Below are 15,392 nucleotides of genomic sequence, written 5' to 3'. Positions count from 1 at the left end.
GACGGGCCGCCCACCGTGCCATGACGTGTATCACGGGCCGTATCACCCTGTGGGACGGGCGCCGGACGCCCCCGGGCGTCTGAGAGACTGGTGGGTGTGTTGAAGCGAATCGATCTGCGGGGATCCGGCCGGGACGGCGCCGGAATCGACCGCGAGCTGCTGCCGCGCGCCGAACTCGACGTCGAGGCCGCCCTGGAAAAGGTGCGGCCCATCTGCGAGGACGTGCGCCATCGCGGCACCGCGGCCCTGATCGAGTACGCCGAGCGGTTCGACGGCGTGCGCATCGAGCGCACCCGGGTCCCCGCCGAGGCCCTGGAGAAGGCCCTCGCCGAGCTCGACCCGGCGGTCCGCGCCGCCCTGGAGGAGTCGATCCGTCGCGCCCGCCTCGTCCACCGCGAGCAGCGCCGCACCGACCACACCGTCACCGTCGTCCCCGGCGGCACCGTCACCGAGCGCTGGGTGCCGGTCGACCGGGTCGGCCTCTACGTGCCGGGCGGCAACGCCGTCTACCCCTCCTCTGTGGTCATGAACGTCGTGCCCGCCCAGGAGGCCGGCGTCGAGTCCCTCGCCGTCGCCTCCCCGCCGCAGCGCGACCACGGCGGCCTGCCGCACCCGGTGATCCTCGCCGCCTGCGCCCTGCTCGACGTCACCGAGGTGCACGCCGCCGGTGGCGCCCAGGCGGTCGCCATGTTCGCCCACGGCACCGACGAGTGCCGCCCGGTCCAACTCGTCACCGGCCCCGGCAACATCTGGGTCGCCGCCGCCAAGCGTCTGCTCAAGGGCGTCATCGGCATCGACGCCGAGGCCGGTCCCACCGAGATCGCCGTCCTCGCCGACGACACCGCTGACCCCGCGCACGTCGCCGCCGACCTGATCAGCCAGGCCGAGCACGACGTGCTCGCCGCCTCGGTGCTGGTCACCCCCTCCACCGCCCTCGCCGACGCCGTGGACGCCGCCCTGGTCGAGCAGGTCGCCGCCACCAGGCACGAGGCCCGGGTCACCGAGGCCCTCACCGGCCGGCAGTCCGGCATCGTCCTCGTCGACGACCTCGACCACGGCCTGGCCGTCGTCGACGCCTACGCCGCCGAGCACCTGGAGATCCAGACCGCCGACGCCGCCGCCGTGGCCGCCCGGGTCCGCAACGCCGGCGCGATCTTCGTCGGCCCCTGGGCCCCGGTCTCGCTCGGCGACTACTGCGCCGGCTCCAACCACGTGCTGCCCACCGGCGGCTGCGCCTGCCACTCCTCCGGGCTGTCCGTGCAGTCCTTCCTGCGCGGCATCCACGTCGTGGACTACTCCCGCGACGCCCTCGCCGAGGTCACCCACCACGTGGTCGCCCTCGCCGACGCCGAGGACCTGCCCGCGCACGGTGCCGCGCTCAAGGCCCGGTTCGACTGGAAGGTACCCAGCTCCACGTGACCGGCAACGCCACCGCTCCGCCCGCCGACACCCCGGTGGGCGGGGTCCGCACGCTCGACGACTTGCCCATCCGGGAGGAGCTGCGCGGTCAGTCGCCGTACGGCGCCCCCCAGCTCGACGTGGCCGTGCGGCTCAACACCAACGAGAACCCCTACCCCCTGCCGCCCGAACTGGTCGCCCGGATCGCCGAGCGCGTCGCCGGGGCCGCCCGCGACCTCAACCGCTACCCCGACCGGGACGCCGTCGAGCTGCGCACCGCCCTGGCGGAGTACCTCGGGCGCACCTGCGGCCTGTCGATGGAGACCGGCGGCGTCTGGGCCGCCAACGGCTCCAACGAGGTGCTGCAACAGCTCCTCCAGGCCTTCGGCGGACCCGGCCGCACCGCGCTGGGCTTCGAACCCTCCTACTCGATGCACGCCCTCCTGGCGCGCGGCACCGGCACCGGTTGGATCTCCGGGCCCCGCGACGCCGAGGACTTCACCATCGACCTGCCGGCCGCCGAACGCGCCGTCGCCGAGCACCGGCCGCACGTCGTCTTCGTCTGCTCGCCCAACAACCCCACCGGCACCGCCGTCGCGGCCGAGACCGTCCTCGCCCTGCACGACGCCGCCCAGCGGGCCCGCTCGGGCCCCGGTGAACACGGCGCGCTGGTGATCGTGGACGAGGCGTACGGCGAGTTCAGCCACCGGCCCTCGCTGCTGCCGCTCATCGAGGGCCGTCCCCGTCTGGTGATCTCCCGCACCATGTCCAAGGCGTTCGGCGCCGCCGGCCTGCGGTTGGGCTACCTCGCCGCGCACCCGGCCGTCGTGGACGCCGTCCAACTGGTGCGACTGCCCTACCACCTGTCGGCCGTCACCCAGGCCACCGCGCTGGCGGCCCTGGAGCACACCGATACGCTGTTGGGATACGTCGAACAGCTGAAGGCCGAACGCGACCGGCTGGTCGCCGAGCTGCGCGCGATCGGCTGCGAGGTCACCGACTCCGACGCCAATTTCGTGCAGTTCGGACGGTTCGACGGCCCGGGTGGCGCGCACGCCGCCTGGCGGTTCCTGCTGGAGCAGGGCGTGCTGGTCCGGGACAACGGCGTGCCCGGCCGACTGCGGGTGACCACCGGCACCCCCGAGGAGAACGACGCGTTCCTGGACGCGGTGCGCGAGCTGATGAAGGAGAACGACCGATGACCCGCACGGGCCGCGTGGAACGAACCACCAAGGAGACCAAGGTCCTGGTCGAGATCGACCTCGACGGCACCGGGAAGGTCGACGTCTCCACCGGTGTCGGCTTCTGGGACCACATGCTCGACCAGCTCGGCCGGCACGGCCTGTTCGACCTGACCGTGCGCACCGAGGGCGACCTGCACATCGACACCCACCACACCATCGAGGACACCGCCCTCGCGCTGGGCGCGGCCTTCCGGGAGGCACTCGGCGACAAGAAGGGCATCGTCCGCTTCGCCAACTCCTCCGTCCCGCTGGACGAGTCGCTGGCGCAGGTGACCGTGGACCTCTCCGGCCGCCCCTACCTCGTGCACAGCGAGCCCGAGGGCATGGCCCCGATGATCGGCTCCTACGACACCACCATGACCCGGCACGTGCTGGAGTCCTTCGTCGCGCAGGCGCAGATCGCGCTGCACGTCCACGTGCCCTACGGCCGCAACGCCCACCACATCGTGGAGTGCCAGTTCAAGGCACTCGCCCGGGCCCTGCGGTACGCGAGCGAGATCGACCCCCGGCAGACCGGCATCCCCTCCACCAAGGGCGCCCTGTGAACCTGACCTCGACGCTCCTGATCGCCGCCGGCCTCTTCCTCGGCGGTGGCGCCTGGTCCTTCGCCCGGCAGGGCCTGCCGCGCGGCGTCGTGGTGCTGCTCGGCGTCGCCTCCGCCATGTGCCTGGTGGCGGGCGTGCTCCGCCTGGAGGTGTGGAACCGGTGACCACCGACCCGACCGGCACCACCCCGGCCGCCGCCTCGAACACCGACCCGACCGGCACCGCGACGCCCACGGACCCCGCTCCCGCCGGGGCGGCGGGCACCGGCCGCGCCCGCAAGTCCGTCGTCGTCTTCGACTACGGCTTCGGCAACGTCCGCTCCGCCCAGCGCGCACTGACCCGCGCCGGCGCCGACGTGGAGATCACCCGCGACTACGACGCCGCCCTCGAGGCCGACGGCCTGCTCGTGCCCGGCGTCGGCGCCTTCGCCGCCTGCATGGCCGGGCTGGTCGAGGCGCGCGGCGACTGGGTCGTCCAGCGCCGGCTGGCCGGCGGCCGACCCGTCATGGGTATCTGCGTCGGCATGCAGATCCTCTTCGGCCGGGGCATCGAGCACGGCGTGGAGACCGCCGGCCTCGACGAGTGGCCCGGCACCGTGGACCGGCTGCGCGCCGAAGTCGTCCCGCACATGGGCTGGAACACCGTCGAGGCCCCGGAGGGCTCCCGCCTCTTCGCCGGCCTCGACCCCGCCGAGCGCTTCTACTTCGTGCACTCCTACGCCGTCCACGACTGGACGATGGAGATCGCCAACCCGCGCATGACCCCGCCGCTGGTCACCCGCGCCGTGCACGGTGGATCGTTCGTCGCCGCGGTCGAGAACGGCCCCCTGTGGGCCACGCAGTTCCACCCCGAGAAGTCCGGCGACGCCGGAGCCCGCCTCCTCAGCAATTGGATCGAGAGCCTGTGATGACCCCCGAGCTCGAACTGCTCCCGGCCGTCGATGTCCGCGACGGGCAGGCCGTGCGCCTGGTGCACGGCGAGTCCGGCACCGAGACCTCCTACGGCGACCCGCTGGAGGCCGCGCTCACCTGGCAGCGCGCCGGCGCCCGCTGGCTGCACCTGGTCGACCTCGACGCCGCCTTCGGCACCGGCGACAACCGCGAGCGCATCGCCGAGGTCGCCCGCGTCACCGCCGAGGCGGGCGTGCGGGTCGAGTTGTCCGGCGGCATCCGCGACGACGACTCGCTCGCCGCCGCCCTGGCCACCGGCTGCACCCGGGTCAACCTGGGCACCGCAGCCCTGGAGGCCCCCGAGTGGGTCGCCAAGATCATCGCCGAGCACGGCGACCGCATCGCCGTCGGCCTCGACGTGCGCGGCACCACCCTGCGCGGTCGCGGCTGGACCCGCGACGGCGGCGACCTCTACGAGACCCTGGCCCGCCTGGACTCCGAGGGCTGCGCCCGCTACGTCGTGACCGACATCGCCAAGGACGGCACCCTCCAGGGCCCCAACCTGGAACTGCTGCGCAACGTCTGCGCCGCCACCGACCGGCCCGTCGTCGCCTCCGGCGGCGTCTCCCGCCTGGACGACCTGCGGGCCCTGGCCGCGATGGTGCCGATCGGCGTCGAGGGCGCGATCGTCGGCAAGGCCCTGTACGCGGGTGCCTTCACCCTCGAGGCCGCCCTGGAGACCGTGCGGGCGGAGGCCGCGGCGTGAGCCTCGCGGTGCGGGTCATCCCCTGCCTGGACGTGGACGCCGGCCGGGTGGTCAAGGGCGTCAACTTCCAGAACCTCCGGGACGCGGGCGACCCCGTCGAGATGGCCAAGGTCTACGACGCCGAGGGCGCCGACGAACTGACCTTCCTGGACATCACCGCCTCCTCCGGCAACCGGGAGACCACCTACGACGTGGTGCGCCGCACCGCCGAACAGGTCTTCATCCCGCTGACCGTGGGCGGCGGCGTCCGCGCCACCGACGACGTGGACCGGCTGCTGCGCGCCGGCGCCGACAAGGTCGGCGTCAACACCGCCGCCATCGCCCGGCCGGAGCTGATCCGGGAGATCGCCGAGCGCTTCGGCAGCCAGGTGCTCGTGCTGTCCGTGGACGCCCGCCGGGTCACCGGCGAGGCCACCACCCCCAGCGGTTTCGAGGTCACCACCCATGGCGGCCGGCGCGGCACGGGCATCGACGCCGTCGAGTGGGCCCACCGCGCCGCCGAGTTGGGGGCGGGGGAGATCCTGCTCAACTCCATGGACGCCGACGGCACCAAGGACGGCTACGACCTGACCATGATCGAGGCCGTGCGCAAGCACGTCACGATCCCGGTCATCGCCTCCGGCGGCGCCGGCGCGGTCGAGCACTTCCCGCCGGCGGTGGAGGCCGGGGCGGACGCGGTGCTGGCCGCCTCCGTCTTCCACTTCGGCGACCTGCGCATCGGCCAGGTCAAGGACGCCCTCCGCGCCGCCGGCCGGCCCGTGCGCTGAGCCCCTCGGGGAACGACCGGAGATCCGGCGGATGTCGGCCGACGCCGCTGTCGTCCCGGCTGCTCTCGCACGGGCGGTCGGGACCGGGGCCGGGGGCGGAAACCGAACGGACTCAGTCGGCCAGTATCAAAGTCGCCTGCCCGGTCACGGCGGCGACGCTCTCGAAGTCGCGGTCGCAGTGCAGGAGTGTCAGACCCGAGAGCTCGGCGATGGACGCCACCAGGAGATCGACCGGTCCGGCACTCCTGTGCCACCCGCGCTCGGTAAGAATCCGCTGGACCGTCCGGGCCCGTTCATGGGTTCCCTCGGGAACAGGAGCCCACGCGTAGCATTGGTGCAGAGTGGCCAGGACAGCCGCTCGGTCCGCCGAACTTCTGGCGGAGAAGCCGATCTCCAACTCGGTGATGTCGCTCATGGCCACCAAACCGGCTTCGACGGCTCGATCCCATTCGTGGTGTTTGCCCCCCGGGCCGAGCAGGCGAACAGCCGCCGATGTGTCGATGAGGTAGTGCGCCGGGGTCATGCATCGCTTCCGGGGGCCTCTTGGCGGGGGTGGGAGGCGCGGTAATTCGTCTTGTCGGAGAGAACGGCCATGTCCAGGGCTCCCTCGGCGATCAGACGCCGGGCCTCGGCGAGGGCCTTGGCCCGCCGTATGCGCGCGGCGGTTTCCGACAGTGCCGTGTTCACCGTTTCTTTTTTCGTCCTGGTCCCCAGTGCCTCCTGGGCCGCTGCCAGCGTCTCTTCGTCGATGTCGATCAGCATCTTCGCCATGTGCCCACCTCGTATATACTCGATGGGGAAGAGTATATACCTCCGTCCCGGGATCACTTTTCCGGGAGAGCGATGTTCCGGGGGCGAACAGGAGACCGGCGGGTCAGTCCATGACGCCGCCGCAGGTGATGTTGAGGTCGGCGGCGGTGATCGCCGCCGCCATGTCGGAGGCGGCGAAGACGGCGGCGTTTCCCACGTCCTCCAGGGTGGCCGCCCGGCGCAGCAGCGTGTGCGCGACGATCTGCGCCTCGATCGCCTCGCGCCCCTCGAAGTCGGTCGGGATGGACTCCGGGATGCCCCCGGTCTTCACCGTGATGACCCGGACGCCGTGCGGACCCAACTCGCAGGCCCACTGTCGGCGCAGCCCTTCCAGGGCGTCGAAGGCGACCTTCAGCCCGCCGAGGTTCGGCAGGGTGTGCGGGCCACCCCCGCCGAAGGCGAGCACCACCCCCGACCCGCGCCGCGTCATGTGCCGGGCGGCGGCCCGGGTGGTCAGGAAGTGCGAGCGCAACAGCGTGGTCACCGGCCGGGTGAAGTCCTCCACCTCGATCTCCATGAGCGGCTGCTGCACGTCACCGAAGCCGATCAGGTTGAACGAGACGTCCACCGAGCCGGCGTCGGCGGCGATGTCGTCCACGAAGGCGTCCACGTCGGACTCGTCCAGCGCGTTCAGCACCCCGATGTCCGCCGTCCCACCGCGCGAGCGGATGTCGGTCGCCACCGCGTCCAGAGGCTCCCGGGTGCGGCCGGTGAGGACCACCCTCGCGCCCTCCCGGGCGAAGGCCCGTGCCACCGCGCCGCCGATCGGCCCACCGGCGCCGTGCAGCACGGCCGTCTTCCGCTCCAGCAGCATCGCCGGTCTCCCTCTGTGCGCGAACGGTCCGCGACGACCGGCCTCCGCCCTCGCCGCCTCGGACCCCACGCTCCACGGGACGACCCGCCGACGGGCACCGACACCCCGAGGTGCCCGCGTCCGGGTGAGCGGATGACACCCCATCGGCTCCCCGGGGCGTGAGGTGGGGAGGGAGCCGGCCGGACACCGGTGGGGGAGGAGGCCGCCGACCCGGACGGCCGACCACCGTCCGGGTCGGCGGCCGAACCGGTACGGCGGTGGGATCAGGGAGGGGAAGTGACGTACCCGAGGAAGGCCGACCACGCGGTGGATGGCAATCCCAACCGCCCCCCACCCCGGTGCTTGGAATCCCGCACGTGCACCACCCCGGGACACTCCGCGACCTCCACGCAGTCCCCGCCCTCGTTGCCGCAGGATGTGTGCCAGGGGAGAGCCACTTCAAGGCACTGCCCACCTTCGGGGCCGCTATGACTGCTCTTGAACCAGTCCAATCCGAGAGGGTCTGTGCTGTTCCTGCTTTTCATCGTTCCTCCAGAATTTTTCTGATCAGGACACCAGACTCCTGCGGAGTGAGTGCCTGCGCCCGGATGCTTCCGTAGCAGAATGCCATCAAGCGGACCCTCTCCGGATCGCTGATGAGCTGATTGCGGCCATACCCCTCGGTATACGCGACTTGTGGCCTTCCTCGAGGTGTGAGGAGGCTGAAGGCCCCCTCCAAGGCCGAATGGCCCCAGCCCTTCAGCGGAAGCACCTGAACTGTGGATGCAGGGAGTTCGGCGACGCGCAGAAGCTGTTCCAGTTGAGCGCGGTAGACCTCCGGCCCTCCGACTCGCCTGTGGAGAACGCCCTCTTCGACGACGAAGGTTGTTGCGGGGGGAGGCCAACTCTTGGGGGATGTCATGATGTCCTGCCGGGCGAGCCGGGCTGTCACACGTTGTTCCACTTCATCGGGGCTCAAGGGTGGTTGTCGCAGCCGGAAAAGCGCTCGTGCGTAGTCCTCGGTCTGGAGGAGGCCGGGGATCACCATGGTGCTGTACTCGTGGATCTCCACGCACTGGGCCTCCAGGCTCGCGAAGAGTCGGAACCAGGCGGGGTGGCGGGTGCGGACCTTCTTCTTGGCCTCGCGCAGGTCGGGGATGACGGTGGTCAGCATCCCGTCCGCCCCGAAGAGGTCGTCCGCCGCGTGGAGCAACTCCTCCTGCGGGATGCGACGGGCGCGCTCGATGGCGGAGATCAGGTCCACGCCGAAGCTGAGCCGGTTGGCGGCCTCCTGCTGGGTGAGGCCCGCCCGTTCGCGGGCCCGCTTGAACAACTTCCCCAGTGCGCGCAGGAAGTCCTGTGCGCTGTCCTGGTCCTCGGGCAGTTCCACGTCCCGGGTCGGGTGGGGAACGGGTCGGTCGATGGTGGTCGTTCCGCCGGGGTTGCCGTCGCCGGTGGGTTCGACGGCTCCCTCGGGTCGGTCCTCGTGCGTGTGCTTCTCGTGCATGGTGGTGATCTCCCCCGCACCCCGATGACTTGCGACTCGCTGGAGTCGGACAACCACGATCCGTACGGGTTGCCTGCTTCGCCACGGTAGTCCTCGCGGGGTCAGACTCAAGGCCGTGGACGACAACATCACTCTTACCGGTACGGATCGCCGTTTCGCGCGACGGATCGGTTCCACCTCACGGGGCGTTTGCCTTGCCCGGAACCTCACGGTGCGTCAACTCGACCTGTGGGGCTTCCCGCCTCGCACCCCGCTCTCGGAGAACGCCGCCCTCGTGGTGACCGAGTTGGTCACCAACGCCGTGGTGCACGGCGGCGACGGCACTCCTGGTGGCGACTTCCATCTCCGGCTCGAACTCGCCGTTCTCCGGGAGGTCTTGAGGGTCGAGGTCACCGACGCGGCGGGGGAGCGGCTGCCCGATCCCGGTGCCGCCCGCTCACCGGGGAAGTGGGAGGAGGGCGGCCGGGGGTTGGTGCTGGTGGCGGCGGTGGCGGATCGCTGCGGGGTGAAGCGAGGGGAGACCGGCAAGACGGTGTGGGCGGAACTGTCGCAGACCCCCGCGCCGTGTCGGGGGCCGGCGTGAATCCCACCGGTCCCGCGTGGCTACGCCGCCTCGGTCATCGGCTCCGGACGGGTGCGCAGGGCGTCGAGCGCGGCGGCGGGGTGGTCCGCGAAGAAGCGGACCGTGCCCACCTCGACGGTTCCTCCCAGCGGACGCACGGCGGTGATCGGCCGGTCCAGCTCCAGGACGAGGTTGGTCTGCGAGGAGACCGCCACCGCCAGTCGATCACCGTCCACGCCGATCAGCCCCTTCTCGTCGAAACGGGAATCCCGTCGGACGGCCGTGATCCGCTCGCGCGGTATCCACAGGTCGAAGAAGGCTCCGTACCGCACCCGCACCTCCGTCCCCGTCACCACGTGCGGGCGGGTGGAGCAGGCCGCCATCATCGCGAACGCGATCAGCACCCCGTAGGCGTCGATCACCAGGACCGTGATGCGCAGGGCCGCCGGTGCGTCGAGCGCCCGCAACAGGAGTTCCAGCCCCACCAACTCCACGATCGCGGCGAAGACGAGGATGCCCATCGTGAAGGCCCGGGCCCCGGCATAGGGCAGGGCGATGGCGTCGGCCGGGACGCCGTGTCGGCGCCGACCGAGCCACCGGACGAGGGCCGCCATGCCGGCCGCCTCGAACCCCACGAGCCTCCGCGCGGTGATCGGCACCAGCCGCTCGTACGTCAGCCGTACCGCCTCCCGGCGGCCCGCCCCCTCCCGGCGCGCGGCGAGGAACAGCCGCGCCACGACCACCGTTTCCAGCGCGATCACGCAGGCCACGAACACCCCGGAGACCACCAACACCGGGGAGGGGATCGACACCCCGGAGGTGAGGAGAACCGCCAGCAGCAGTTCCCCGGGGATCACGAGACACAGCGCGGCCCGGGCCGCCCGAAGCATCACCGTCGCCCCCGCAGCACGGCCACCAGTCGCCGGAACGTCTCCACCTGCGCGGGGGCCAGCTCGTGCGACAACTCCTCCAACCAGTCGTGGTCTCCGGCCGTGTCGAGGTGTCGGAGCATCGCCGAGACCATCTCGCCGGGCAGGTAATCGGCGATCCGGTTGGCGACCTCCGGGATCCGGGGATCGTCCGGTTCGGCGTCGGCGAGGTCGTCCAACAGCTGGTAGATGTCCCGGGCTCCTGCGGGCGCCCCGGGTTCCAGGAGCGGGCGGAAGAGGTCCGCGAGCGCGGCCCGCTCGGCGTCGTCGATGCCGGTGTCCAGCAGGGCCAACATCTCGCGGTCGAGCGCGGCCGTCGCGGACGCGTCGCCGGGCAGTCCGCGCAGCACCGAGGCCATCTCGGGGGAGACCACGGAGTCGGGATGCGGGTCGGCCTCCGCCAACAGCGCGGCGAGCCGGCGTCGTCGGGCGGCGATCTCCGCCTGCTGCCGGGCCAGGTCGGCGTCGAGTGCGGTCAGCACCTCCCGCAGGCTGCGGTCCCGATCGGCGGCCAAGGCGTTCCGGACCTCCTCCAGGGACAGCCCCAGCTCCGCCAATCGCCGCACCCGGGCGAGCGTCACGGCGTCCCGCAGGCGGTACTCCCGGTAGCCGTTGCCCCGGCGCGGGGGCTCCGGGAGCAGCCCCATCCGGTGGTAGTGGCGCACGGTCCGGGTGGACACCCCGACCAGCGCCGCGATCTCGCCGATTCTCATGCGCCCAGTGAAAACCCTGACGCCACGACAAGGTCAAGCCTCTTCGACCCCCGGTGAACCGCCGGAGGGGGGTGGGGGACGGTCACGGCCGGATCCGCTCCGGTCACGGTGTGATGGGATGACTTACCCGGCGTGGGCACCGCCGGGTGCACGCCACGGGGTCTTCACGAGCGTGGGGATCCGCCTCCCGCTTCAACGCCCCCGCCGGTCCTTCCCGCCCTCCGCCCCGCGCCACTCCGCGCGACACCGCTCACCTGGTCGACTTCCTGTGTTCCACCGAAGGGGAGTGGATCAACGGTCAACTGATCAGGAGCAACGGTGGTTTCTCCTGACGACGGCCGAGCGGTCACCGTGCCGCCGGTGCTCCCGCCCGGACAGCGCTTCGGGGTTCCGGCCGAGGGCCGGAACACCCGGCGGTGGCTCCGATGGCCTCGGTGCCCGGGGGCGTGATCGGGTCGGAGGGGCGGTCCCCCCGGGGGCCACGCGGGCGGGACGGAGGCATGAGATGCCGTCGGGCCAGGACGAACAGCAACCCGTAGCCGGTCACCAGGAGCAGGGCGGTGCCGATCCACTCCCGGGAGCCCCCCGGCGGGTAGACCCGACCGCCGTGGCCGATGTCCGAGGCGGCCACGGAGCGGTCGACCTCGAATCCCTCCCGTCCGCTGCCGTACAGGGTGACCCCGGTTCGGCGGATCGTGCCGTCGGCCGAGTCGAACCGACCGGACCACAGACAACTCTCGTGCCCCGGGTGGGAGACGCATTCCAGCCCCAGGGCGGTGAAGGTCCCCGGCACCCCGTCGGCGGTCGCCGCCCGCACCGCCTGCCCGATGTTGGGCACCGAGGCCCACAGTGCCAGGCAGGCGGCGACGAGCAGCATCGCGGAGGTGAAGCGGGAGGGCGGTCTGCGGGGCGGTCGGGGTGCCCTCCCGCCGGTGGTCACCACCCGGGCGCGCAGGAGCACCGGGTGGCGATCCCCCGGTTCGGGCGGCTGTGCAGCACCATCGCGACCACCATCGGAATGGTCACCAGGGCGTTGTAGAGCAGGTGCAGTTCCACCCGGGGCACCAGCAGTTGCACCAGGCTGGTGGGGGCGGCCCGGTCGGCCAGATTCGTTCCGATGAGGGCCTGCATCAGCAGGATCAGGTGCTCGAAGTGGTGCCACACCTGGATGATCAGGGTGATGTTCCACCACAGGCGCGAGGAACCGGCGAATCCCGGTCGCAGCAGCAGGAAACCCACCAGCATGATCAGCGCGTACCCGTAGTGCATCCATTCCGAGGTGACCAGCCACGGGAAGGGAATGCCCAACACCCCCCGCGCCTCGGGCAACGGCCACCCCAGGACGTAGATCTGGATCGCCTGCACGACGTGCTCCGCCCAGTGCGCCAGCACGATCACCAGGAAGACGCGCAGAGCCGTGCGGTGGAACCTGCCGTTGAGGGCGTTGACCTCGGGTATCTCCGGTGGTGCCATCGTGCCGATCGCCATGACGCATCCTCTCGAACCGGGTCCGGATGTCCATGACAGCAGTCGGCCGCGGAGCGCTCTTCTTCCATCGTGCGCCGTGTCCGCGTCGGCTGAACACCCGCCGGGTGCCGACGGCCTTCCCGTCCCGGACACGACGAACGGCCCGGTCGGTGCCCGTCGCCGTGGCCCCGGTGGGGACGGCGACGGGCACCGACCGGGCCGTGGTCGGCACCGGTGCGGGCGGGCGCTCAGCCCTTGCGCAGGGCCCGCAGGTACTCGCGGTTCATGCGGGTGATGCTGAACAACGGGATGCCCTTCGGGCAGGCCGTGGCGCACTCGCCGACGTTGGTGCACCCGCCGAAGCCCTCGGCGTCCATCGCCGTCACCATCTCCCGGGTGCGGGACTCCCGCTCCGGGGCGCCCTGCGGCAGCGCGTTGAGGTGCACCACCTTGGCGGCGGTGAACAACATCGCCGAACCGTTCGGGCACGCCGCCACGCAGGCGCCGCAGCCGATGCACTCGGCGTTCTCGAAGGCCAGGTCGGCGGACTCCTTCGGCACGGCCGTGGCGTGTGCCTCGGGCGCGCTGCCGGTGGGCGCGGTGATGTAGCCGCCGGCCCCGATGATCCGGTCGAAGGAGGTGCGGTCCACCACCAGGTCCTTGATCACCGGGAAGGCGCCGGCCCGCCAGGGCTCGATGTCGATGACGTCGCCGTCGGAGAAGGACCGCATGTGGAGCTGGCAGGCCGTGGTCCGCTCCGGACCGTGGGCGTCGCCGTTGATCACCATGCCGCAGGAGCCGCAGATGCCCTCCCGGCAGTCGTGGTCGAACGCGACCGGCTCCGCGCCCTCGGCGGTCAGCCGTTCGTTGAGGGTGTCGAGCATCTCGAGGAAGGACATCTGGGGGGAGACGCCGTCCAGTTCGTACGTGGTCATGGCCCCCGGCTCATCGGGGCCGGCCTGGCGCCAGATGCGCAGGGTGAGCTTCATCAGCGTCATGCGTAACTCCGCTGGGTGGGGTGGACGTAGGCGAATTCCAGCGCCTCGCGGTGCAGCACCGGGGCGTGTCCGGTGCCGGTGTACTCCCAGGCGGCGGCGTAGGAGAAGGCGTCGTCGTCGCGCATCGCCTCGCCGTCGGGGGTGCGGCTCTCCTCGCGGAAGTGGCCGCCGCAGGACTCGGTGCGGTGCAGGGCGTCCAGGCAGGTCAGCTCGGCGAGCTCCATGTAGTCCGAGACGCGGTTGGCCTGTTCCAGGGACTGGTTGAGCGCCTCGCCGGAACCGGGCACCCGGATCCGCCGCCAGAACTCCTCGCGCAGCGCGGGGATGCGCTCCAGGGCCCTGCGCAGTCCGGCCTCGTCGCGGGCCATGCCGCACTCGTCCCACAGCAGGGTGCCCAGCTCGCGGTGGAAGGAGTCCGGGGTGCGGTCGCCGTTGTTGGACAGCAGCGCGTACAGCCGGTCGGTGACGAAGGAGACGGACTCCCGCACCGCCGGGTGGTCGGCGTCCACCTTCCCGACGCCGCCGAGCCGCGCCAGGTAGTCGCCCAGGGTGACCGGCAGGACGAAATAGCCGTCCGCCAGGCCCTGCATCAGCGCCGAGGCGCCCAGTCGGTTGGCGCCGTGGTCGGAGAAGTTGGCCTCGCCGATCGCGAACAGGCCCGGCACGGTGGTCTGCAGGTCGTAGTCGACCCACAGGCCGCCCATCGTGTAGTGGATCGCGGGGTAGATCCGCATCGGCACCTCGTACGGATCCTCGGCGGTGATCCGCTCGTACATCTCGAAGAGGTTGCCGTACTTCGCGGCGACCGCGTCCCGGCCCATCCGCTCGATCGCCTCGGCGAAGTCCAGGTACACGCCCTGGCCGCCGGGACCCACGCCCCGGCCCTCGTCGCAGACGTTCTTCGCGGCCCGGGAGGCGATGTCGCGGGGCACCAGGTTCCCGAAGGAGGGGTAGATCCGCTCCAGGTAGTAGTCCCGCTCGTCCTCGGGGATCTCGCGCGGCGGACGGTCGTCGCCCTTGCGCTTGGGTACCCAGATGCGGCCGTCGTTGCGCAGGGACTCGCTCATCAGCGTCAGCTTGGACTGGTGCTCACCCGAGCGCGGGATGCAGGTGGGGTGGATCTGGGTGAAGCAGGGGTTGGCGAAGTACGCGCCGCGCCGGTGCGCCCGCCAGATCGCGGTGGCGTTGGAGTTCTTGGCGTTGGTGGACAGGTAGAAGACGTTGCCGTACCCGCCGGAGGCCAGCACCACGGCGTCGGCGAAGTAGGTGTCGATCCGCCCGGTGAGCAGGTCGCGGGCCACGATGCCGCGCGCCCGGCCGTCGACGACGATCAGGTCCAGCATCTCGGTGCGCGGGTGCATCTCCACCCGGCCGGCGGCGATCTGCCGGGAGAGCGCCTGGTAGGCGCCGAGAAGCAACTGCTGGCCGGTCTGCCCCCGGGCGTAGAAGGTGCGGGAGACCTGCACGCCGCCGAAGGAGCGGGTGTCCAGCAGACCGCCGTACTCGCGGGCGAAGGGCACGCCCTGCGCCACGCACTGGTCGATGATCTGCACCGACACCTCGGCGAGGCGGTGCACGTTCGACTCCCGGGCGCGGAAGTCTCCGCCCTTGACCGTGTCGTAGAAGAGCCGGTGGGCGGAGTCGCCGTCGTTGCGGTAGTTCTTGGCGGCGTTGATGCCGCCCTGGGCGGCGATGGAGTGGGCGCGCCGGGGGGAGTCCTGGTAGCAGAACTGCAGCACCCGGTAACCCTGCTCGGCGAGGGTGGCGCCGGCGGCGCCACCGGCCAGGCCGGTGCCCACCACGATGACGGTGTGCTTGCGGCGGTTGGCGGGGTTGACCAGCTTGGCGTCGAAGGTCCGCCGCTTCCACCGCTCGGCGATCGGCGTGTCGAGGGGCGCGCGGGTGTCGGCGACCGGCTCCCCGACGGCGAAGTCGGTGTAGGCGCCGGTGGTGGTGGCGTCGGACGAGGGGGTGCCGCCGGCCGGCTGTTCGGTGGTGGTCAT

General features: G+C 71.7%; 19 protein-coding genes and 1 pseudogene. 9 read left to right on the top strand and 11 right to left on the bottom strand.

Going from position 1 to position 15,392, the window contains the following annotated elements:
* The first annotated feature begins 96 nt into the window (after positions 1-96).
* Genes hisD through hisF form a run of 7 tightly spaced genes read left to right on the top strand, consistent with a single transcriptional unit; the run spans position 97 to position 5,610 of the window.
* Positions 97-1,419, top strand: a complete 1,323-nt coding sequence (gene hisD, locus LZF96_RS18155; RefSeq protein WP_233873487.1) for a histidinol dehydrogenase — start codon at positions 97-99, stop codon at positions 1,417-1,419.
* The gene (locus LZF96_RS18150; protein WP_233873484.1) at positions 1,416-2,600 is read left to right on the top strand and encodes a histidinol-phosphate transaminase; all 1,185 of its coding nucleotides are present in this window, start codon (positions 1,416-1,418) and stop codon (positions 2,598-2,600) included. Before hisD ends, LZF96_RS18150 begins: the two co-directional genes overlap by 4 nt.
* Positions 2,597-3,187 (top strand): imidazoleglycerol-phosphate dehydratase HisB, encoded by a 591-nt coding sequence (gene hisB / locus LZF96_RS18145; protein WP_233873481.1) that lies wholly within the window; start codon positions 2,597-2,599, stop codon positions 3,185-3,187. The genes LZF96_RS18150 and hisB overlap by 4 nt, the downstream gene beginning before the upstream one ends.
* The gene (locus tag LZF96_RS18140) at positions 3,184-3,351 is read left to right on the top strand and encodes a hypothetical protein (RefSeq protein ID WP_233873478.1); all 168 of its coding nucleotides are present in this window, start codon (positions 3,184-3,186) and stop codon (positions 3,349-3,351) included. Before hisB ends, LZF96_RS18140 begins: the two co-directional genes overlap by 4 nt.
* Positions 3,348-4,094: an imidazole glycerol phosphate synthase subunit HisH gene (gene hisH / locus LZF96_RS18135; RefSeq protein ID WP_233873475.1), complete on the top strand. Its 747-nt coding sequence runs from the start codon at positions 3,348-3,350 to the stop codon at positions 4,092-4,094. Before LZF96_RS18140 ends, hisH begins: the two co-directional genes overlap by 4 nt.
* Positions 4,094-4,843 (top strand): bifunctional 1-(5-phosphoribosyl)-5-((5-phosphoribosylamino)methylideneamino)imidazole-4-carboxamide isomerase/phosphoribosylanthranilate isomerase PriA, encoded by a 750-nt coding sequence (gene priA / locus LZF96_RS18130; protein WP_233873472.1) that lies wholly within the window; start codon positions 4,094-4,096, stop codon positions 4,841-4,843. The genes hisH and priA overlap by 1 nt, the downstream gene beginning before the upstream one ends.
* The gene (gene hisF / locus LZF96_RS18125; protein ID WP_233873469.1) at positions 4,840-5,610 is read left to right on the top strand and encodes an imidazole glycerol phosphate synthase subunit HisF; all 771 of its coding nucleotides are present in this window, start codon (positions 4,840-4,842) and stop codon (positions 5,608-5,610) included. Before priA ends, hisF begins: the two co-directional genes overlap by 4 nt.
* Positions 5,611-5,722: 112 nt before the next feature.
* Here hisF and LZF96_RS18120 read toward each other — a convergent pair whose 3' ends face one another.
* From LZF96_RS18120 to LZF96_RS18100, 5 genes are all read right to left on the bottom strand, one after another.
* Positions 5,723-6,133 carry a PIN domain nuclease gene (locus tag LZF96_RS18120; RefSeq protein WP_233873466.1) on the bottom strand — a complete coding sequence of 137 codons (411 nt, stop codon included), beginning with the start codon at positions 6,131-6,133 and terminating at the stop codon, positions 5,723-5,725.
* Entirely contained in the window at positions 6,130-6,381 is a 252-nt protein-coding gene (locus LZF96_RS18115; RefSeq protein WP_233873463.1) for a type II toxin-antitoxin system VapB family antitoxin, read from the bottom strand. Before LZF96_RS18115 ends, LZF96_RS18120 begins: the two co-directional genes overlap by 4 nt.
* 103 nt (positions 6,382-6,484) lie before the next feature.
* Positions 6,485-7,234: an SDR family NAD(P)-dependent oxidoreductase gene (locus LZF96_RS18110; protein WP_233873459.1), complete on the bottom strand. Its 750-nt coding sequence runs from the start codon at positions 7,232-7,234 to the stop codon at positions 6,485-6,487.
* 263 nt (positions 7,235-7,497) lie between these two features.
* Positions 7,498-7,758, bottom strand: a complete 261-nt coding sequence (locus tag LZF96_RS18105; RefSeq protein ID WP_233873454.1) for a DUF397 domain-containing protein — start codon at positions 7,756-7,758, stop codon at positions 7,498-7,500.
* Positions 7,755-8,720: a helix-turn-helix transcriptional regulator gene (locus LZF96_RS18100; RefSeq protein WP_233873449.1), complete on the bottom strand. Its 966-nt coding sequence runs from the start codon at positions 8,718-8,720 to the stop codon at positions 7,755-7,757. Before LZF96_RS18100 ends, LZF96_RS18105 begins: the two co-directional genes overlap by 4 nt.
* 211 nt (positions 8,721-8,931) lie before the next feature.
* Here LZF96_RS18100 and LZF96_RS18095 point away from each other — a divergent pair, with 211 nt between their 5' ends.
* Positions 8,932-9,303 (top strand): ATP-binding protein, encoded by a 372-nt coding sequence (locus LZF96_RS18095; RefSeq protein WP_233873446.1) that lies wholly within the window; start codon positions 8,932-8,934, stop codon positions 9,301-9,303.
* 20 nt (positions 9,304-9,323) lie between these two features.
* On the opposite strand, the gene LZF96_RS18090 is transcribed toward LZF96_RS18095, so the two are convergent.
* Together LZF96_RS18090 and LZF96_RS18085 are read right to left on the bottom strand one after the other, a co-directional pair.
* A complete protein-coding gene (locus LZF96_RS18090; protein WP_233873441.1) occupies positions 9,324-10,175 on the bottom strand; it encodes a hypothetical protein in 852 nt (283 codons plus the stop codon).
* Positions 10,172-10,924 (bottom strand): MerR family transcriptional regulator, encoded by a 753-nt coding sequence (locus LZF96_RS18085; RefSeq protein WP_233873438.1) that lies wholly within the window; start codon positions 10,922-10,924, stop codon positions 10,172-10,174. Before LZF96_RS18085 ends, LZF96_RS18090 begins: the two co-directional genes overlap by 4 nt.
* Before the next feature lie 233 nt (positions 10,925-11,157).
* Here LZF96_RS18085 and LZF96_RS18080 point away from each other — a divergent pair.
* Positions 11,158-11,256, top strand: a pseudogene (locus LZF96_RS18080) (short-chain dehydrogenase); the annotation flags it as partial.
* Between the two features lie 14 nt (positions 11,257-11,270).
* Here LZF96_RS18080 and LZF96_RS18075 read toward each other — a convergent pair.
* The 4 genes from LZF96_RS18075 to LZF96_RS18060 all read right to left on the bottom strand — a co-directional run bounded on the left by LZF96_RS18075 (position 11,271) and on the right by LZF96_RS18060 (position 15,392).
* Complete coding sequence (locus tag LZF96_RS18075; protein ID WP_233873435.1) at positions 11,271-11,885, bottom strand: hypothetical protein; 615 nt, start codon at positions 11,883-11,885, stop codon at positions 11,271-11,273.
* Positions 11,861-12,412 (bottom strand): hypothetical protein, encoded by a 552-nt coding sequence (locus tag LZF96_RS18070; protein ID WP_233873432.1) that lies wholly within the window; start codon positions 12,410-12,412, stop codon positions 11,861-11,863. Before LZF96_RS18070 ends, LZF96_RS18075 begins: the two co-directional genes overlap by 25 nt.
* Positions 12,413-12,639: 227 nt before the next feature.
* Positions 12,640-13,380 (bottom strand): succinate dehydrogenase/fumarate reductase iron-sulfur subunit, encoded by a 741-nt coding sequence (locus LZF96_RS18065; RefSeq protein ID WP_233873571.1) that lies wholly within the window; start codon positions 13,378-13,380, stop codon positions 12,640-12,642.
* A gap of 5 nt (positions 13,381-13,385) precedes the next feature.
* A complete protein-coding gene (locus tag LZF96_RS18060; RefSeq protein ID WP_233873429.1) occupies positions 13,386-15,392 on the bottom strand; it encodes a fumarate reductase/succinate dehydrogenase flavoprotein subunit in 2,007 nt (668 codons plus the stop codon).

Source organism: Streptomyces sp. ST2-7A (assembly GCF_021390475.1).
Taxonomy (GTDB): domain Bacteria; phylum Actinomycetota; class Actinomycetes; order Streptomycetales; family Streptomycetaceae; genus Streptomyces.
Note: the sequence above shows the minus strand (reverse complement) of the source record. Positions and strands in the feature narration are given on the sequence as shown.